The organism is Desulfurivibrio alkaliphilus AHT 2 (genome assembly GCF_000092205.1).
In the GTDB taxonomy this organism is placed as follows: Bacteria; Desulfobacterota; Desulfobulbia; order Desulfobulbales; family Desulfurivibrionaceae; genus Desulfurivibrio; species Desulfurivibrio alkaliphilus.
The window spans coordinates 1,113,195-1,131,317 of record NC_014216.1 but is presented as its reverse complement, the minus strand read 5'-3'; the positions used below and the strand labels follow the sequence as shown (position 1 = coordinate 1,131,317).

Below are 18,123 nucleotides of genomic sequence, written 5' to 3'. Positions count from 1 at the left end.
TCGGCCTGAAAATACAGAAAACAACCGACACCACGATTTATCAGCATAATTTATTTGTCAAGGAGCAGTTGAGATGGCCGTAATCGCCCCCTTTCGCGCCGTGCGTTATAACCCGGAAAAAACACCCAACATCGAAGAGGTGGTCAGCCCGCCCTACGATGTGATCGATGCCGGCGGCCAGGCGGCTTTGTTGGAACGCAACCCCTACAACATGATCCGGTTGGATTTGAGCAAAAACGTCAAGGGGGAAGGCATGACCGAACAGCGTTATGCCGGTGCCGCCGAGCTTTATCAACAGTGGCAGCGGGAAGCGGTGCTGCTCAGGGAAGAGCGGCCGGCCTTTTACATCTACGAGGTGGACTATCGCCGCCCAGACGGCCAAACCCTTACCCGGCGCGGTTTCCTGGGCCGGGTGCAACTGGCGGAGTTTGCCGAAGGGGTGGTCAAGCCCCATGAAAAAACCTTTGCCGGGGTGACCTCAGACCGTCTGCGTCTGCTGGATACCTGCCAGGCCCAGTTCAGCCCCATTTTCTCCCTGTACTCCGATCCGGCCGGCGAGATCATGCGTCTGCTGGAGCAGGGCGGCACCGAACCACCACTGTACCGGGCGCTGGACCATAATGGTTGCGAGCACCGGCTGCGTCTGGTCTCCGACCCGGCCATACTACAGGCGGTGCAGGAAAAATTCCAGGACAAGGCACTGTACATCGCCGACGGCCATCATCGCTACACCACCGCCCTGCAGTACCGGGCCCTGGTGCGGGAGCGGCGGGGCCAGCTGGATCCGGCCGATCCGGCCAACCACACCATGATGTATCTTTGCGGCATGGAAGATCCGGGGCTGAGCGTACTGCCCACCCATCGCCTGTTGCGCCTGCCGGGTTATAAAACCAGCACCGATTTGCTGCATGCCTTGCAGGAGTGTTTCGAGGTGCGGGAAATTACCAACGGCGGCCGGGAGAGCCTGCTCGACGAAACCTTGGGCCGGATGGCGGAAGGGGAGGGCGGCAACACCTGTTTCGGCTTTTATCACCCCGGCGAGGATCGCAGCTTTCTGCTGACCCTGAAAGATGGGGTGATGGACCGGGAAGCGGCCCACCAGCCGCCGGCCTTGCGGGATCTCGACGTGGTGGTGCTTTCAGACCTGATCATCGACCGCCTGCCGGACCTGGACAAGAGCCGCTGCGTGCAGGGCGACCTCATCGATTACTACAGCAACGCCGCCGAGGCCCTGGACGTGGCCGTCAAGGAGGCCGTGCTGGCCGCCGAAGCCGGTGGCCGCACGGAAGCCACCCCGGTGCTGTTCCTGATGAACCCCACCAAAGTGGAGCAGGTCCGCCGGGTGGCCGACGAAAACCTGGTGATGCCCCACAAATCCACCTTCTTCTACCCCAAAGTCCTGACAGGCCTGGCGATAAACCCCCTTACCGACTAGTCGAAGTCGTAGTCCGGCAAATTCTGGACGGGGGACGTGGTATCCGGCAGTGGCGGGCAAACCTGCCGCTACCGGATACCACGTCCCATTTTGTGAAGACTAACTAAGAAAGGTAAACGTTCAGCAGTGCCGCAGGTTCGGGCAAGCAGCCGGGCGCCGCGTACCCCAGGTACGCAAGCCTGGCTGATCGCCCGAAGATGCGGTGCTGCTGAACGTTTACAAAGCGGCAGCGATGGCGTTGCCCATGGCCTCGGTGTTCACCGCCTGGCTTTTGTCGATGGCCACATCGATGGTGTAGGTGCCGGCGGCCAGGGTGCGGCCCACCGCGTTTTCGATGGCGTCGGCGGCCTCGCCCAACTGGAAGCTGTAGCGCAGCATCATGGCCGCCGAGAGGATCTGGGCGATGGGGTTGGCGATGCCCTGGCCGGCGATGTCCGGGGCCGAGCCGCCGGCCGGTTCGTAGAGGCCGAAACCTTCTTCATTGAGGCTGGCCGAGGCCAGCAGGCCCATGGAGCCGGTCATCATGGCGCATTCGTCGGAGATGATATCGCCGAACATATTGCCGCAGAGCAGCACGTCGAACTGGTGCGGGTTACGGATCAACTGCATGGCGGCGTTGTCCACGTAGATATGGTTTAAGGTGACATCGGGGTAGTCGGCGGCCACCTCCTTTACCACCTCGCGCCACAGCACCATGGTGGTAAGCACGTTGGCCTTGTCCACCGAGGTGACCAGGTGGCGGCGCAGCCGGGCGGCCTCGAAGGCCCGGCGGGCGATGCGCTCGATTTCCCGGCGGGTGTAAACCATGGTGTCGTAAGCCTTTTCTTCGGGGCCGCTGCCCTCACGCCCTTTGGGTTGACCGAAATAGATGTCGCCGGTGAGTTCCCTGACCACCAGCAGGTCGAATCCTTCACCGACAATATCCGGGTGCAGCGGGCTGGCGCCGGCCAGCGAGGGGAAAACTTTGGCCGGTCGCAGGTTGCAGAACAGCCCGAAAGTTTTACGCAGGGGCAGCAGGGCGGCCCGTTCCGGCTGCTGTTCCGGCGGTAGACTTTCCCACTTGGGCCCTCCCACCGACCCGAAGAGGATGGCGTCGCTGTTGCGGCACAACTCCAGGGTGGCCTGGGGCAGGGCGTGGCCGTGGTGGTCTATGGCACAGCCGCCGACATCGGCGTATTCGTAACTCAGAGAAAAGCCAAAACGCCTCTGGGCGGCATCCAGTACCTTGATCGCCTCCCGCATCACTTCCGGCCCGATACCGTCACCGGGAAGAACCGCTATTTTTTTCATGGTATTATCTCCTTGTTGTGTGGTCCCCTTTTAGGGGTTAATGCTGTTTTGCAAAGTGTTTCTTGGGGGTGTGGCCGGAATTTTTGGCCGCTTATGAAAAACAGCTCACCTCCGGCAGTTTGCCAACATACAGGATAAACATCGTTTTGTTCAAGCAGCTTGTGAAACAAAAAACTTCCCGATTTTAATTGATTTTTGGGTGTGTTTTATGAGATTATTGCCAAAGTAGTGGCGCGGCGGGGGCCGCGCCTGGAGGACAACATCATAAATTTCAATTATGGATGGAGGTAAAAACTATGAAAAAAGCGTTAGGTTTGGCATGCGGGCTGCTGCTGCTTTTTGCCGCCGGCTGCGCCACCAATCAGGTGGATGCGGTCGATGAAGCCCGGTTTAATCAGCTGGAAACCAAAGTTGAAGCCCTGGAGCGCCGGGTAGGCAACATTTCCGTCAATGTCGATAACCTGCGTTCGGAAACCAAGGAACTGCGGGAAGAAAGCGCAAAGGCCCGGGAGTGCTCCGCCAACGCCCGGGAGATTGCCGAAAAGGCACTGCTCAAGGCTGAAGAGTGCCTGGATCGGCAGGAAAAGGCTTTTGAGTTGCAGCAGATGAAGTAAGTCGCTGTTGTGATTAGTGCTCAGTCAAGGCGCTCTTCCGGTTGCATCCGGTTGAGCGCCTTTTGGTTTGCTTGTTCTTGCTCGCTATTCCGCTTCCGGCAGCCGTCCGACAAGGACGGGAATACCCAGGCCCTGCCTGGCGACTTCCGCCGGCTTGCCGCTTTCAACGTAATTCAGCCAGCCTTTTTCGCTCAGAATTTGTTCCGCTTCCCGCCAGTAGTCGCGCCAGTTGATGCCGTCGTGCCGGTCGTGGTGGACCTCAAGAAAGATTTTTTCCTGCTGGCGCCCGACCTTTACCGGCTGGTGAATAATCCTGACCGGGGTGCCCCTGTCCGCCATGCGAAACAGTACCGGGATATCTTCCGGGTACAGCCGGGCACAGCCCAAGGTTGCCCGCCGGCCGATGGACCAGGGTCGGTTGGTGCCATGGATAAAATAGCTGCCGCCGGAAAGTTGCAGGGCATAAGCCCCCATGGGGTTGTCGGGCCCGGGCGGCACGATGGCCGGCAGGTGGGGGCGTTGTTCCCTTACCGAGGCGGGCACCGTCCAACTGGGGTCGGTCAGTTTCTGGGTGATGCTAAAGTCTCCCAGGGGGGTTCCCCGGTCTGCGGTGCCGATGCCCACCGGGAAAGAAATTACCAGTCGGTTATCGTTTCGGCGGTAAAAATAGTAGAGTCGCTTTTCCGGAAGGTTCAGCACCATGCCCGGCTCGGATGGTATTTGCGGCAGCACCCGGGCGGTGGGTAGCAGCACCCTGGCGCCGTCGCCGGGCAGAAAGGGGTCCAGGTCGGGATTTATTCTGGTGACCTCCAGGTAGCCCAGGCCGTGGTCCCGGGCGATTTCCATCAGTGACTCCCGGCCCTGCACCTGGTATTCCCGCGCTTGCCCCACCACCGTCCAAGATTCCGGGTTATATGATTGAGTGGTGGCAACCGAGAGCCTGGGCGATGATGGACGCTCTTGCACCACTGTGGTGTTTGCCTCCACCGGCGGCACTTCGTTGCCGCTGACATTGAGTTGATTGTTGTATTCCGTTGCAGCTGAGGCGCTTAATGGTCGGTTGACGTCGGCACAGGCGACGGCGAAGAGGAACAGTGATAAACAGTTAATGGTAAGCAGTAAACGGGGCATGGTGACTCTTAAGAGTTGCTGTTAACGGTCATGGTTCATGGCAGTAGATCGGCCAGGGCCTGGTCGATTTCGGGAAAACGGAAGACAAAACCGTGTCGCTCCAGTACCTCAGGTACCATGCGGGTGCCGCCCAGCAAGGCTGCACTCATCTCGCCCAGGGCCAGGCGGAGCATAAACCCCGGCACTGCCAGCAGGGTGGGCCGCTTCAGCCTTTGGCCCATGGCTTTGGTGAACTCGGCGTTGTTGATGATCTGCGGGGCGCCGCAGTTGACCGGCCCGGAAATTTCCCGGTGGTGGCAAAGAAAAGCGAAAATGGCAGTCAGGTCATCCAGGTGGATCCAGGGAAAAGGTTGCTTACCACTGCCCAGCCGGCCGCCCAGGCCCAGGTTGAACGGGGGAATCATTTGGGCCAGGGCGCCGCCGCCTCTGCCCAATACCACTGCCAGCCTGGCGATGGCAACTCGATGACCGTGGTCGGCGGCTTTCAAGGCCTCACTTTCCCAGGCCCGGCAGACCTGGGCGAGAAAGTCTTGGCCCGGCGGGGATGTTTCCGTTTTCGGCTGATCATCATGGATGCCGTAGTAACCGGCGGCGCTGGTGTTGATCAGGGTCATGGGGTTGGCGGCACCCTGCATGGCCTCCACTATATGCCTGGTGGAGTTGACCCGGCTGTCCATGATCTGTTGTTTGGCCTTGGCCGTCCAGCGGGTAAAGACACTGGCGCCGGTCAGGTTGATGATCACCTCCGCCGATGCCGCCTCTTCCTGCCACCGGCCCGGCCGGGTGGGATCGCCGGCCACCACCTTGACCGGGGCCGGCAGGCGGTCGGCCTTATCGGGGTGGCGCACCAGTACCAGCAACTGGTGGTTCTCCTGCAGCAGGCGAGGAATCAGGGCGCTGCCGACAAAACCGGTGGCGCCGGCCAAAAAGATTTTCATGGTGCAACCTCCTTATCGCTTGCAGGTGCGGCGTTGGTGAATGGTTGCGAAAAAAAGAAAGGGCTGCGCGGCAGGCGCAACCCTTTGTTATTTGGCTGGGGGACAGGGATTCGAACCCCGACAGGCAGAGTCAGAGTCTGCAGTCCTACCATTAGACGATCCCCCAATATGGTGAACGGAAAGGGTCTTTATAAAAAAAGCGACCTGGTCTGTCAAGGGCAAAACCTTGCCGCTGCCTTTCTTCACACCTATGATCTAGTTTTTTCCTCCTGGGCCTGGGGTGCTTCGGCCGGCTGCATGATCTTTTGCAGCGCGCCGAGCAGTTGCTCGATCTGGTAAGGCTTTTGGATAAAACCCGCCAGTTTGCCGCCGTGGAAGCGCTGAACGATCTCCTGGGCGTTGTAGCCGCTGGCCAGCAGGACCGGTAAATCTGGCCTGATTTTACGCAGTTCTTGAAAGGCCTCGGCGCCGTCCATTACCGGCATGTTCATATCCAGCACCACGCACTCTATCCGTTCCGGCTGTTGTGCGACAATGTCCACCGCTTCCCGACCGTCGCCGGCGGTGATTACTTCAAAACCTTTGGCGCGTAGAATGGTGGCGCCGGTGGTGCGTACCATCTCTTCATCGTCCACCAGCAGGATGGTGCCGCTGCCCCGCCAGTCGGGGTCGATGCCCGGCTGTTCTGCTGCCGCCACCGGCGCCTGGTCGCTGGGTTGGGCCAGGGGCAGGAGAACCTTCATCACCGTTCCTTTGCCTGGCTCGCTGTAGACCCGGATGGCGCCATGGTGGCCGCGGATAATACCCAGAACGGCGGCCAGCCCCAGGCCACGGCCGGTGAATTTGGTGGTGAAAAAGGGATCGAAAATCCGCCCGGCGGTTTCCGCATCCATGCCGCAGCCGGTATCCTCCACCTCCAGGAAGACGTATTGGCCCGGAGGTGGTTCTTCGTTGAAATTTTGTTTAAAGTACTCGCGGTCACAGGTCAGGGAGCCGGTACGGATGGTGATGTCTCCCTCGTTGCCTTCAAGGGCCTCCGAGGCGTTGGTGATCAGGTTCATAATCACCTGCCGGATTTGGGTGGCGTCGCCCTCGATGGGCAGGGGGGTGGTTGCCAGTTGATAGTGGATCCTGGCCTTCTTATCCACCGAGACGGCCAGCATTTCAGCCTGCTCTCTGGCTACTTCCGACAAATCAAGCTGCTGGGTAACCAGCTTACCCTGGCCGGAATAGGCCAGCATCTGCCGGCAGAGCTCGCTGGCCCGCTGGGAGGCGGTGATGATGTCGGCCAACTGTTTGTGGGCTGGAGAATCCGGGGGCAGCACCATTTTGGCCAGTTCGGCATTGCCGACAATGGGCACCAACAGGTTATTGAAATCGTGGGCAATACCGCCGGTCAGCACACCGAGGCTTTCCAGTTTCTGGACATGCAGGATCTTTCTTTCCATCTCCTGCTTCTCCTTTTCCGCCGCCATCCGCTCGGTTATTTCCCGACGCAACTGTTCGGTCATGGCGGTGCGCGCTTGCAGTTGCTCCTGCATGGACTGGTGGTAGCGGTGCAGTTTGTCGGCCAGTTGGTTGTAGCTCTGCGCCAAAGAGCCGATTTCATCCTGGCTGCTTTCCGTCAGCCGGGGCAGTTGTACGCTGTCGTCATCTTGCCGGCAGACCTTTTCAAAGTTGGCGGAAATGGAGGCCAGTCGGTTGCCGATCAGTTTTCTGACCAGCAAAAAAACGCCCCCCAGCAGTAGCAGCAGGGAAAACACCAGGATGACCAGATCCCCCACGATGGCGGTCCACATTTTGGCCCGGATTTCGTCGATGGGAATCCCCACGGTATCGGTGGCCACCACCTCTCCCAAAGGCCAGTTAAAGCCGGCTTCGGTCCCGTAGCGCTCTACCAGAGAGACTGGTGCGGCCTCCGGCGAGCCGTGGCAGTTGAGGCAGTTTTCCTCGGTACGGCGGGGCTTGAACTGGGCCAGATAATGTGCATCGTTTAATATCACGCTGCCCTGCCATGATTCGGCCCCGGGGTTAAGGTTGAAGTAATCGATTATCGCCAGTTCTTCCGGGGTGGCCTGGTTAAGCGGGTTGCGGGGGGCTTCGGCGGAAAACTTGAGAATCAGTTCGGGAAAATGCTCATTGACGTCGGCAAAAATGGAACGGGAAACATAGGAGGTGGACATGGTTTCGGGGATGAACTCTTCCTGGCCCACCAATTGGTACATTACCGGCCTGATTTTTTCATCCACATACCGGCGGATGGAGAGGTTGAACTGCAGGGCCAAGGCGGCCTGCTGATGGACGGTATCATCGACCAGGCGCTTAGCCAAGGAGTGGGTGCGCTGCAGCAAAAAGGCGCTGAAAAAGAGCGTGAAAAGCGCGATAAACAAAAAAAGCTTGGTGCCGATGCTTTTCATTGTGGCCCCCTTGTCCTGATTGCCTGGTCACCCGTTTTGCAGGCTGCTGGTGGGCCTTCGCGACCCGGCTGCAACCGCATATACCCATGCCGCCCAGAATAAAAAAGACGTTACGTATGCTGTCTTCCACCGCCGTGGTATCGCTGGCAAAGACCATGACTACGATCTGCTGGTCACGGTAATCTTGAACCGGAAAAGCGGCCATCGGGGGAACGGAGGGGGGTCACCCCCCGGACCACAAAACCGCCCCGGCCCACTTCAATGCCGGTAACCGGCCGTCCGCTGCGGTTAACCTCCATCACCGTGGGGCGAAAAACGGAAATATCATCGGATATATCCACCCAGGCGCCATCCCGCTGGATTTGCCGCTCCCGCCACATCCGTACCAGGCTACGGCCATTGGGCAGTTGAAAATGCAACTGCATGGGCGCGCCGGCGGCGTCGCTGAAGCCATGCATCGCTTCTCCCAGTTGCCGGCGCAGCATTTCCCGAGCTTCTTGGGCTTAAGGATCATCGGGGTTATCGATGTTGCCCTGATGGGCAATGGCGTAGGCTCCTAAAACCTCCGGCAGGCGGGTAAAAACCGTGGCTTTCTCTATAGCATCCTGGCCGGCTCGAGCCACGGCCCGCTCCACCTCTCCCTGTTTGTCGGTAGCTGTGTTCTCTTTGAAACTGCCGCTAAGCCGGTCCAGCTCCCGCTTAACCAAGGGGGCCAGTAAGGCGGAAATAAGCACCGAGGCCGGAAGAGGGATGAGCATTTTTTGCTTTAGGGAAAAGTTGAAGCCATTTGCCATTTTCAGGTCCTCCTCGATTGGGTTGAATCTTTTGGGAGCCTTATAAAGAAAATCTCATTTTTTTTCAAAACCGTCAAACGCAACTGATGATTCTCGGTACCCTTTGGCCATTGTTGCTGAGCACAAATTGCATGCCAGAGCGACAATATTTATTTTTTGCGGGTGGAGGGGGCTCGGCAGGGTGCCTGTCGAGAAAACGATAACCACATTGTGGCAGCGGGTGCGACGTTTTGTCAAGCTGTGCCAATATGTTGGCATCGGGTGCAAAGGTGCTCAATGGCAAATATCTTTTATAGAAGGTGGCGTTTTCGGGCTGCCATTAGCGCAGGCAGATGATTTCTACTCCTTCGTCCCGGTATATCGATTGTTGGGCACCCAGCTGCTTCGGAAAAGAAAAACCTGGCGGACGACGAGGTTTATATCGTGTTTCAGTAAGTTATGTTGCATATATTGCCCCCAAAAGTTTTTGTCGACAAGCCAAAAAGCCGATTTTTCTGATTAATTGCCGCTTTCTTTCATTGCTCGCCTTACCAGGTTTTGCTACGCTGGAATTATTAGGGTCGAATTGCCCGGTTGCAGGCCTAGTGGGCAGCCGCTGGGCGGTTTGATTGTTCGGAAGTCGGAAATGTAATAATTATGATGAAAATACCGCCAGCCCCTGCCGACACTAGCCGAGAGATCCATGATTCCGGGGGGAAATAAAAGCCCAGTTTTTTTTACCCCTCCCTCAGCACAGCTACTCCTACACACTTTCAAGCTCCGGTTTCGGTCATTTTGTGTTCGTGATCGGGCCAGGTTGACCAGCAAGAACACCAGCAAACACCCAAGGGTGGCAAATATCCGGCCACCACCCGTTTCCTGCCAGATGGGCTAAGCGGTATCGTTTGGCGGGGGAAGTGGAAATTTACAATGGTTGCCAAAGGGGGTGCTGGGTGGACAAGAAAAAAGACACAAGCGGTTTTAAAGAGCGCCTCGGCTTGGTGATTGGCCATGAAAAACCTTATGCCTGGGCCAAAAGGGTCGGTCTTTCTTCGGCTACCTTTGCCCGCATCTGGAGTAACGGCTCCATGCCTAAAACCGATACCCTGTTGCGGATTGCCGCCGCCACCGGGGTTTCTTTAGACTGGTTGCTCACCGGGCGTGAGTGTGTTTGCGGCGAATTGCCGGGTGTTTCCGATGGCCGGGAGCTGCGGCGGTCGGCAAAGTTGGCGGTCGGCGGCGGCAATGACGGCGACAACCCCGGAATTGCGGGCACCGGGGATGATCATAAAATTCCGGCTTGGCCCGAGATGGCGACGATCCTGCGTAGGATTCATCAAACCGAGCACCCGGTTTTGCTACGGGTGGTCAGCGCCAACCTGCGGGCCTGGAGTGAACTGCATGAATTGCTCGTCCGGGCTGAAAAAACCCGGCGCCTCAACGGCGAGATTCAGGCCCGGCTGGAGGAGATGGAGCGTGAATTGGCTTGGCTGAAGCGGGATTGAAGGGGCGTGGAGGCGACCGGCTCTCGGGCCCCGTGATCGCTTGCTTTTAGAAAGCGGCGTTGCCCACCATGGTCTCCAGATCCCCGATGGTGCAAGGTTTTACCAGGCCGCCCTGGAAACCGTAACGGGAGGGATCGGTCAGCACCTGGTCGTCGCTGTAGCCGCTGAGTACGATCAGTCTCGCCTGATGGTCCAGGTGGCGGATTTCGGCGGCGGCCTTGACGCCGCCCATGGCCCCGGACACTGTCAGGTCCAGCAGTCCCCACTGGAATGGCTGACCTTCTTCTCTGGCCTGGCGCCAGGCGGAGATGGCCGCCGCCCCTTCCCCCACGGTGACCACCAAGTGGCCCAGGTTTTCCAGAGATCGGCGGATGACATCGGCCACCATGGGGTCGTCGTCCATCAACAGGATTCGGGCCGGCGGTACCCGGTGCCTGACCGCCAGCACCGTCCTCTCCGGGTCCATGTCGGTGGCGGGCAGCAGGATGGTAAACTCGGTGCCGCCGCCAGCGCTTGCGGTGGCCTTGATGGTGCCGTTGTGCTTGCTGACAATGGCTTGGCAGATCGCCAGCCCCAGTCCATTGCCACCCTCTTTGGTGGTGAAATAAGGGTCGAAAACCCTTTCCTGGAGTTCAGGGGGAATGCCCGGACCCTGATCGCTGATGATCAGGCACAGCCAGTGCGGGATTGCCGGATCAGGCGGTGGCCCCTGGTGGTTATCGGCTTTCACCTGCAGGACTCCGCCCTCGGGCATGGCCTGGCGGGCATTGACTGCCAGGTTCTGGAGCACTTGGGTGATCTGGCCGGCATCCACCTCGGCGGGTCTGAGGTCTGTGGCCAGCTCGAATTCCGCCCGCACGGCGGAGCCCCTAAGGATCATCTCGACACTGTCCCTGATCAGGGTAGCCATGGGGACCACCTTGCGGATCGGTTTGCCGCCTTTGGCAAAAGTCAGCAGCTGCCGGGCCAGGCCGCTGGCCTGCATGATGGCGACCTCGGCACTTTGGAGCAGCCCGGCGGTTTCCCCGTTGGCCGGCAGTTGCAGGCGGGCCAGGCTGACATTGCCGTGGATGGCGGTCAGGGCGTTGTTGAAGTCGTGGGCAATGCCACCGGCCATAACCCCCAGAGACTCCATCTTCTGGGCCCGGATGGCCTCTTCCTCCAGGCGTTCTTTTTCGGTAACATCGCGGAACACCAGCACCGCGCCAATGATCGTGCCGTCGATATCGATGATCGGGGCGGCGCTGTCGGCAATACTGCGGCGGCTGCCGTCTTTGGCCACCAGAGAGACATGGTTGGCGAGTTCCACCACCCGGCCGGTGGCCAAGACCTTTTCCACCGGGTCGACCACCGCCTGGCCGGTGCGATGGTTGATCAACTGAAAAACCTCGGTCAGCCGGCGGCCCCGGGCCTCCTCTTCCGTCCAGCCGCACATCTCTTCCGCCACCGCGTTGAGCAGTTCCACCCGCCGGGCGGTGTCGGTGGTGATCACCCCGTCACCGATGGAACGCAGGGTGACCGTCAGCCGTTGCCGTTCATCGGCCAGTTGGCTCAAGGCTTCCAGGCGGGCTTGGTTTTCCTCTTCCAGCAGGCGGTTAAGGCGGCTAAGCTCTGCGGTACGCTCTTCCACGCGTTGTTCCAGGAAGTGCCTGGCCTGTTGCAGGTCGCTCTCGGAGCGGCGCAGATGTCGGTTGAGGTTTAACAGCCAGGCTGCAGCAGCGGTCAAGATGAGCAACAGAGCGCCGGTTAGCAGGATGACCGGTAAGTATTCGGCTCCACCGGCGGTGGCGGGTTGCCAGCCGGCCGGAGTATATTCCGCGCCGCGCTGGGCCAGTTCACCGATGCGTATTCCCTGCTCGGCCCGGGCCGCCGATGTTGCCCCGAGCACGCTTAATAACAGTGCCAGTAACGGTGAAAAATCCACCAGTTGTCGGCAGAATCCCGTCGCAGAAAAAGTTTGCCCCACGTTACTCCCCCGCCCGGTGGCAGTGTTTTGCCAGGTCGTAATTGCGTGCCGTTAGTCGTGTTCAATCCGATTATTACTGCGGTTTGCCCGGCACAACGGTTATTTCATTTTCGGGCATTCTATGCTCAAAAGTGAAGCTAGTCAACTTGCTTTGGCAACTAAGAGGGGAGCGGCGAGACTTTCTTTGTTGTTTGTTGCGGGTTGCCACAAGGGTAATGGTGGGGCCTTGCCCTGGTTGACCCTTCATGGCGATAGCGCCGCTGGCTGAGAGCGAACCGTGCATCAGGGTGAGCCGGCAATAAAGTGGCAATTGTGTGTGGTTGGAGTGTTGGTGGAGGCGGTGGTGGGCGTTCAGCGCGCGCAGGAGCCGTTGCTGCATACCCGGTTGCGGCCGGCCCGCTTGGCGGCGTAGAGAGCTCGGTCCGCTGCGTTTACCAGGGTTTCGGCGCTGATTGCAGCATCGGGACAGGTGGCTGCTCCAATGCTTACGGTAACCCCGATTTCTTGCTGGCCGCAGGTGGCGAAACAGCATTTTTCAACGTGCCGGCGCAGGCGTTCGGCGGTTTGCCGGGCCGCTTCCCGGTCGGTTTCCGGCAGGATCAGGGCCAGTTCTTCGCCGCCGTAGCGGCAGACCCGGTCGATGGCCCGGGCCTGTTTTTTCAGTAGCCCGCTCAGTTGCTGTAAAACGGCATCCCCCGCCCGGTGGCCGTAGGTATCATTGACCTTCTTGAAATGGTCGATATCCAGCATCAGGAGGGAAAGGGGGCGGCCGGTGCGTTGGTGGCGGGAGAGCTCTTCTGCCAGCAGGTTGTAAAACTGGCCGTGGTTGAACAGGCCGGTTAAAGGATCGTAGATGGAGAGGCGGCGCACCGTTTCATACAGTCGGGCGTTGTCGATGGCCAGCCCGAGCTGGTAGCTCACCGTTTGGAAGGTCTCCAGCTCGGCTTTGGTGAGGGTCAGGTCGGGGGGCAGATAATAAAAAAACACCCCAACCACCCGTTCCTTGGCGTACAGCGGCAGCAGCAGGTGACCGTGCTCCGGCATGGGGCCTGGGGCGATGTGGCGCGAGGCTTTGGCTTGGCATCGCGGGGTGATGATCAGCTCTCCCCGGGCCGCGCGCCCGCATAGGCAGTCGCCGACCCGCATTTTTTGGTGGGCCAGGATGAAATGATCCGGCACGTTGCGGTGGGCCGCCAAACGCATGGTGCCGTCGGGTTCCACCAGGAAGATGCCCAGCGGCCATCGCCCTTCCAGGTCAATCAGCCGGGCCATGGCATCGATGATGTGCCGGAACAGCTCTTCCTGCTCAATGGTTGCACTGATGGCCGCCGACACCTGTTGTAAGGTGGCCAGACGTCGGTTGCGCCGGGCCAGCTTATCATTGGCGGCCTGCAAGTCGTCCATGGCTTGGCGCCACAGCTCTTTCATCCGTTGCCCCTGGCTGATGCCCTGGCGCAGCAGGCGGTTTTCCCGCTCCAGCCGGCAAAGGCGCCACTCCTGGGAACCATGTGGCGGTTGGGGGCGGTCGCGTTCGCCGTTCATGGTTGGTCCAGCCCGGCGTAGATGATGTCGGTGCCGCAGCGCAGTTGGCGCAGGTATTCCAGGGCTTCCGGCACCATGGCCGGGCCGATGAGGGAACCGTGCTGGGGCAGGATGGCGTCGATGGGCAGGCCGTCCAACCGTTGCACAAAGCCGCGAGCCGCCAGGTTGGAAGCCATGTACTCGGTGTGAAAAAGATCCAGGGCCGGGATATGCTCGGCAAAAGAAGAGACCACCAGTTGCCAGTCAAGATCAATGGCCGCCCATATGTCACCGGAAAAAAGCAGTCGGGCGGCGGCGTGGTAGGTAGTAAAAGCTCCGGGGAAATGGAGGAAGGGGGCGGGGATGAAGCGCAGCGAACGGCCCGAGGGCAACCGGTATTCGGGGTTGGCTTCGACGTCGTAAAATTCATAGGCGGGAGGATCGTAGTGGGGCAGCAGGACCTGGTTGCGGGGAGTGGTCAGCACCTTCATGGCCGGGTTGACGGTCAACCACTGGCCCATGGAGGCTGCCACATCGGGATCCTGGTGGCAAATGATCATGCCCGCCAAGGAGTCGGGGGGCATGATCTGCGCCACCCGCCGGTAAACCTGCTCGAATAAGTGGCGGCTGCCGGGATCCACCAGCAAACCATGTCCGCCGTCCCGGATCAGGTAGATATTGCTGCGAAAGGCCGTGTCTTCCGGCACTCCCAGCCAGTACACGGCATGCTCGCCGTCCTTGTACAGCGCCGTGGGTTGATCCATCCGGTCCAGGGCATGCTGTAATTGGAGTCCGTCGGTGGCGGAATGGTTGGGCATGGGGCACCGGTAAGAGGTTTCAGGTAGTCTAAGGTTGGTGTTGGCAACCTTCAGCTATGCAAATACTACCGCAAAATACCAACTGCTACAATATATACCGGCTTTGCCGGCACCCTATCCCCACCCCACAGCAAGCAACCAATGACTTTGAAAAGAGCCTGGGTTAAGGCCGGTTCCCTCCAGCGCCCCATTGGTGTTTGGTGGTTTTGTTTGGCCGCTGGTACTTAGGTGGTTAGTTAAAAAACGCCGCCCACAAGTGATACCTGCGGGCGGCGGACTGCTACTGCCGAGTGGGTTGCGGGAGTGTTCAGCGCTATTTAAAAATCCTTAAAATCATCGTCGTCGAAGGGGATGATTTCCTCCGCCTTTTTGCCGCCGGTGGCAGTGGCGGGCTTGGCCTTTTTGGGGGCCGGGGTGGGCAGGGCCTGGCGAGTGGGGGCGGCCGGTGTCGGGCGACGTCGGACTCCCCCGCCCGTTTCATAGCCGGAGGATTGTGAAACCGTGGCCTCGCCGTTGACCAGGAATGTCAACTCGCCAACGAAATCTTTCATCTGGGCGGACATGGCGCTCAACTGCTGGGCGGCCGCCGCCGATTCCTCGGCGTTGGCGGCGGTGCGCTGCACCACCTCGTCCATCTGACCCATGGTGCTGTTTAGCTGGCTTACTCCCTCGGCCTGCTCCTTGGAAGCGGCGGCGATTTCACCCACCAGGCTTGCGGCCTTGCTGGTGCTGCCGGCCACCTCGCCAAAGGCCTCGTTGGTGCGCTCGACGATTTCCGCCCCGTCCTTGACCTGCTGCACTGTACTGTCGATGAGCTCAGCGGTGTTTTGGGCCGCTTCCGCCGCACGCATGGCCAGGTTTCGTACCTCGTCGGCCACCACCGCGAAACCCGCCCCGGCCTCGCCGGCCCGGGCCGCTTCCACCGCCGCGTTCAAGGCCAGCAGGTTGGTCTGGAAGGCGATTTCGTCGATGGTTTTAATGATCTTGCTGGTTTCTTCGCTGGCCTTGGTGATGGCGGCCATGGAGTTGGTAAGCTCGCCCATGGAATCGCCGGCCCGCTTGACCACGGCCCCGGCCTCCCGCATCAGGTTGTCGGCGCCGCCGGCGTTTTCGGCGTTTTGCTGGGTCATGGAAGAGATCTCTTCCAGGGAAGCGGAGGTTTCCTCCAGGGAAGCCGCCTGTTCGGTGGCGCCTTCCGCCAGTTCCTGGCCGCCGGCGGCCACTTGGCTGGAAGAGGCCGAGACCTGGTTGGCGCCGTCGTGCAGGCCGCTGCTGATACGGTTGAGTACTGTAACCATCCGGCGGACAATCAGGAAGTTGATGATGATCCCCGCCATCATCGCCAGGGTGGCGAAACCGCCGATCACCAGCACCCGGTTGAGCAGGTTGCGGGCGGCCTGGGAATCGTGGCGTACTTCCTGTTCATCGATTTCCGCCAGCAGGGCCCAGTTGAGGCCGTCCACCCGTACCGGGGTGTAGGCGGACAGCACCGGGTTGTCGTTGTAGTCCAGCACGATCTCCGCCCCGCTTTGGCCGCCGATGGCCGCTTGGGCGGCGGCGGTGTCCACCCGGCCCTGGTCGGGACGGGCAAAGGAGGCGCTGACGGAGAAATTTTGAGGATCGAGAAAGGAATCCGAGCGCATCAGGTAGTCCGGCCCCACCAGGTAGGTCTCGCCGGTTTGGCCCATGCCGGTGCGTTCCTGCATGATCTCGTTGATGTCCGTCAGCGCCAATTGCAGGGCCACGATCATCTCCAGTTGGCCGTTTCTCAACAGTGGCTGGGCGATGAACGCCGCCGGTTCGCCGTTGCTGGGGGCGTAGGGGGCGAAATCGATCAGCCCGTAACGGCCGCTTTGCCGTACCTGGCGCACCAGTTGGCCCAGGTTGGAATCCCGGTATAGGCCGGTTATCAAGTTGGTCTGGTAGTCCGATTCCCGCTCCACGGTGTAGAAAACATGTCCTTCCGGATCGATCAGGAAGAGATCGTAATAACCGTAAGACTCTTTGAAGTTGGTGAAGAAATCATCGTAGCGGGCGGCCAGCATCGCGCCGTTGCCTTCCTCCCCCAGGCTGTCGCGCAGGGCGCCGATCATACCGGTCAGCACCGCCAGGTCGCCCCGGCGTTCCAGAAAATAACTTTCAACCTGATTTTTCTTGATCTCCCGGATAGAAGAGAGTTGTTCAAATTTCTCCTGGATAAAGGAGTCCCGGGCGGTGGTCACCGCGGTAACCCCCAAAGTCATGAAGGCGCCAAAGGCCACGATGGCCAGCAACAGAATGTTACTGTTGAGTTTTTTACCGATTGATATAGCCATGGTTTTTCACCTCACAAATCTTCCCTGTTAGTTTGAACAGTCCCGCCGTGCTACTGATAACTACTTTAATATATATTGGGTTACGATATCGACAAGCCTTGTCTATGTCAATCTTTATGTATTTTTTTGTAAGGTGTTGCCCAAGCAGGAAAAAATTTTCTGGAATCGGCCAGCACTTTCGGCTAGTCTTGCTTTTTCGTGTTGTGGAACCCTGTCTGGAGACATTATTGATGATGGTAATGCAACCTGGTTTAAAGTCGGCCAAACAGCCTGTTGCGAGCTGTTGCCGCTTGTTGTTTGTCCTGTTGCTTGGTTTCCTGCTGTTGTTGGCTGCCTGTGGCAAGAGCGAGCGACGGTTGCAGCTTGGAGATCCGGCTCCGGACTTTACCGCCACTGACCAGCACGGCAACACCATCCGCCTGGCCGAGCTGGCCGGCGGGCCGGTGGTGCTGCGCTTCTGGTCGGTGGATTGCAAGTACTGCCGGGCCGATACGCCGATTTTCAATGATTATTACCGGCGCTATAAAGACCAGGGGCTGATGGTAATTTACATCAGCTTGAACGAAGATCAGGAGATGGTCCGGCGTTTTATTGCCGACCTGGAAATTGAATTTCCGGTGATCATTGATCATGGTGGTCGGATCGCCGAGCAATACCGGGTCAGGCTTGATCCCCAGGCGGTGTTCATCAACCCCGAGCACAAGCTGGCCACCGCCGTACTGGGGGGGGTCGGTGAAGAGGAAATGGCCAGACTGCTGGGAGGCTATCTGCAATGAGAAAACAGGTGATTTTGCTGATGGCGGCCGTTTTGGTGCTGGCCCTGCTGTGGCTGCCGGCTGCCGGGACGGCTGGGGATGAGGCTTTTGCAGCCGGGCCGGGGGAGTTGCCGCCCCCGGTGGAAAATCTCAGCCAACGGGAAAGATGCCCGGTATGCGGCATGTTCGTCGCCCGCTATCCGGAGTGGATCAGCCAATTGCACCTGGATGGCGGTGAGGCCCACCATTTCGACGGCATGAAGGATCTGTTGGCCTATTATTTCAGCCCGGCTAAGTTCAGCGGTCGGGCCGATGCCGAGGTTAAGGCGATCTGGACCAAGGATTATTACACGTTGCAGTGGGTGGAGGCCCGCCGGGCCTGGTTTGTGGTGGGCAGCCGGGTGCACAGTCCCATGGGACACGATTTTATCCCCTTGGCCTCGCGGGAGGCCGCCGAGGCTTTTAAGCGGGATCATCAGGGGCAGGAGATTTTAACCTTTGATGAAATCACCCCTGAGCGAGTCGAGAGCATGCGAACCGGCCACCAAATGCGCCGGTAAACGCACGGCAGTGCCGCATCTTGCGGCGATCGGCCCGACTTGCGTACTAGTGTACGCGGCGCCGGTCCGCTTGCCGCAACCTGCG

The 18,123-nt window shown here is 59.5% G+C and carries 15 protein-coding genes and 1 tRNA gene; 5 read left to right on the top strand and 11 right to left on the bottom strand.

What is annotated here, in order from left to right:
- Nucleotides 1-73: 73 nt before the first annotated feature.
- A complete protein-coding gene (locus tag DAAHT2_RS04795) occupies nt 74-1,435 on the top strand; it encodes a DUF1015 domain-containing protein (RefSeq protein WP_013163170.1) in 1,362 nt (453 codons plus the stop codon).
- Between the two features lie 216 nt (nt 1,436-1,651).
- Here DAAHT2_RS04795 and leuB read toward each other — a convergent pair whose 3' ends face one another.
- Nucleotides 1,652-2,725, bottom strand: coding sequence for a 3-isopropylmalate dehydrogenase (gene leuB / locus DAAHT2_RS04790; RefSeq protein WP_013163169.1), 1,074 nt, complete (start codon nt 2,723-2,725; stop codon nt 1,652-1,654).
- Between the two features lie 296 nt (nt 2,726-3,021).
- On the opposite strand from leuB, the gene DAAHT2_RS04785 reads away from it, so the two are divergent.
- Complete coding sequence (locus DAAHT2_RS04785; RefSeq protein ID WP_013163168.1) at nt 3,022-3,339, top strand: alanine-zipper protein; 318 nt, start codon at nt 3,022-3,024, stop codon at nt 3,337-3,339.
- An 84-nt stretch (nt 3,340-3,423) separates the two neighbouring features.
- On the opposite strand, the gene DAAHT2_RS04780 is transcribed toward DAAHT2_RS04785, so the two are convergent.
- The 6 genes from DAAHT2_RS04780 to DAAHT2_RS04755 form a co-directional block, all read right to left on the bottom strand.
- Nucleotides 3,424-4,470 (bottom strand): L,D-transpeptidase, encoded by a 1,047-nt coding sequence (locus DAAHT2_RS04780; RefSeq protein WP_013163167.1) that lies wholly within the window; start codon nt 4,468-4,470, stop codon nt 3,424-3,426.
- Nucleotides 4,471-4,505: 35 nt separating this feature from the next.
- Entirely contained in the window at nt 4,506-5,408 is a 903-nt protein-coding gene (locus DAAHT2_RS04775; protein WP_013163166.1) for a TIGR01777 family oxidoreductase, read from the bottom strand.
- A 92-nt stretch (nt 5,409-5,500) separates the two neighbouring features.
- Nucleotides 5,501-5,574, bottom strand: a tRNA-Gln gene (locus DAAHT2_RS04770).
- 82 nt (nt 5,575-5,656) lie between these two features.
- Nucleotides 5,657-7,825: a c-type heme family protein gene (locus DAAHT2_RS13805; RefSeq protein ID WP_013163165.1), complete on the bottom strand. Its 2,169-nt coding sequence runs from the start codon at nt 7,823-7,825 to the stop codon at nt 5,657-5,659.
- A gap of 173 nt (nt 7,826-7,998) precedes the next feature.
- Entirely contained in the window at nt 7,999-8,310 is a 312-nt protein-coding gene (locus DAAHT2_RS04760; RefSeq protein ID WP_083774377.1) for a cache domain-containing protein, read from the bottom strand.
- A gap of 18 nt (nt 8,311-8,328) precedes the next feature.
- Nucleotides 8,329-8,619: a hypothetical protein gene (locus DAAHT2_RS04755; protein ID WP_041718818.1), complete on the bottom strand. Its 291-nt coding sequence runs from the start codon at nt 8,617-8,619 to the stop codon at nt 8,329-8,331.
- 932 nt (nt 8,620-9,551) lie between these two features.
- Here DAAHT2_RS04755 and DAAHT2_RS04750 point away from each other — a divergent pair.
- Nucleotides 9,552-10,103 (top strand): helix-turn-helix domain-containing protein, encoded by a 552-nt coding sequence (locus DAAHT2_RS04750; RefSeq protein ID WP_157861415.1) that lies wholly within the window; start codon nt 9,552-9,554, stop codon nt 10,101-10,103.
- A gap of 46 nt (nt 10,104-10,149) precedes the next feature.
- Here DAAHT2_RS04750 and DAAHT2_RS13800 read toward each other — a convergent pair whose 3' ends face one another.
- The 4 genes from DAAHT2_RS13800 to DAAHT2_RS04730 all read right to left on the bottom strand — a co-directional run bounded on the left by DAAHT2_RS13800 (nt 10,150) and on the right by DAAHT2_RS04730 (nt 16,723).
- The gene (locus tag DAAHT2_RS13800; RefSeq protein WP_013163163.1) at nt 10,150-12,069 is read right to left on the bottom strand and encodes an ATP-binding protein; all 1,920 of its coding nucleotides are present in this window, start codon (nt 12,067-12,069) and stop codon (nt 10,150-10,152) included.
- 351 nt (nt 12,070-12,420) lie between these two features.
- A complete protein-coding gene (locus DAAHT2_RS13795) occupies nt 12,421-13,611 on the bottom strand; it encodes a sensor domain-containing diguanylate cyclase (protein WP_013163162.1) in 1,191 nt (396 codons plus the stop codon).
- Nucleotides 13,608-14,408 (bottom strand): oxygen-binding di-iron domain-containing protein, encoded by an 801-nt coding sequence (locus DAAHT2_RS04735; protein ID WP_013163161.1) that lies wholly within the window; start codon nt 14,406-14,408, stop codon nt 13,608-13,610. The genes DAAHT2_RS13795 and DAAHT2_RS04735 overlap by 4 nt, the downstream gene beginning before the upstream one ends.
- 317 nt (nt 14,409-14,725) lie before the next feature.
- Nucleotides 14,726-16,723 (bottom strand): methyl-accepting chemotaxis protein, encoded by a 1,998-nt coding sequence (locus tag DAAHT2_RS04730; protein WP_013163160.1) that lies wholly within the window; start codon nt 16,721-16,723, stop codon nt 14,726-14,728.
- Nucleotides 16,724-17,013: 290 nt separating this feature from the next.
- Between DAAHT2_RS04730 and DAAHT2_RS04725 the strand changes: the two genes are divergently transcribed.
- The gene (locus DAAHT2_RS04725) at nt 17,014-17,499 is read left to right on the top strand and encodes a peroxiredoxin family protein (RefSeq protein WP_218915043.1); all 486 of its coding nucleotides are present in this window, start codon (nt 17,014-17,016) and stop codon (nt 17,497-17,499) included.
- Nucleotides 17,496-18,038 carry a nitrous oxide reductase accessory protein NosL gene (locus DAAHT2_RS04720; protein ID WP_013163158.1) on the top strand — a complete coding sequence of 181 codons (543 nt, stop codon included), beginning with the start codon at nt 17,496-17,498 and terminating at the stop codon, nt 18,036-18,038. Before DAAHT2_RS04725 ends, DAAHT2_RS04720 begins: the two co-directional genes overlap by 4 nt.
- Nucleotides 18,039-18,123 lie beyond the last annotated feature (85 nt).

Coding starts and splice junctions, on each gene's coding strand:
- DAAHT2_RS04795 (WP_013163170.1), top strand. CDS start 74: ATGGCCGTAATCGCCCCCTTTCGCGCCGTGCGTTATAACCCGGAAAAA.
- leuB (WP_013163169.1), bottom strand. CDS start 2,725: ATGAAAAAAATAGCGGTTCTTCCCGGTGACGGTATCGGGCCGGAAGTG.
- DAAHT2_RS04785 (WP_013163168.1), top strand. CDS start 3,022: ATGAAAAAAGCGTTAGGTTTGGCATGCGGGCTGCTGCTGCTTTTTGCC.
- DAAHT2_RS04780 (WP_013163167.1), bottom strand. CDS start 4,470: ATGCCCCGTTTACTGCTTACCATTAACTGTTTATCACTGTTCCTCTTC.
- DAAHT2_RS04775 (WP_013163166.1), bottom strand. CDS start 5,408: ATGAAAATCTTTTTGGCCGGCGCCACCGGTTTTGTCGGCAGCGCCCTG.
- DAAHT2_RS13805 (WP_013163165.1), bottom strand. CDS start 7,825: ATGAAAAGCATCGGCACCAAGCTTTTTTTGTTTATCGCGCTTTTCACG.
- DAAHT2_RS04760 (WP_083774377.1), bottom strand. CDS start 8,310: ATGCTGCGCCGGCAACTGGGAGAAGCGATGCATGGCTTCAGCGACGCC.
- DAAHT2_RS04755 (WP_041718818.1), bottom strand. CDS start 8,619: ATGGCAAATGGCTTCAACTTTTCCCTAAAGCAAAAAATGCTCATCCCT.
- DAAHT2_RS13795 (WP_013163162.1), bottom strand. CDS start 13,611: ATGAACGGCGAACGCGACCGCCCCCAACCGCCACATGGTTCCCAGGAG.
- DAAHT2_RS04735 (WP_013163161.1), bottom strand. CDS start 14,408: ATGCCCAACCATTCCGCCACCGACGGACTCCAATTACAGCATGCCCTG.
- DAAHT2_RS04730 (WP_013163160.1), bottom strand. CDS start 16,723: ATGGCTATATCAATCGGTAAAAAACTCAACAGTAACATTCTGTTGCTG.
- DAAHT2_RS04720 (WP_013163158.1), top strand. CDS start 17,496: ATGAGAAAACAGGTGATTTTGCTGATGGCGGCCGTTTTGGTGCTGGCC.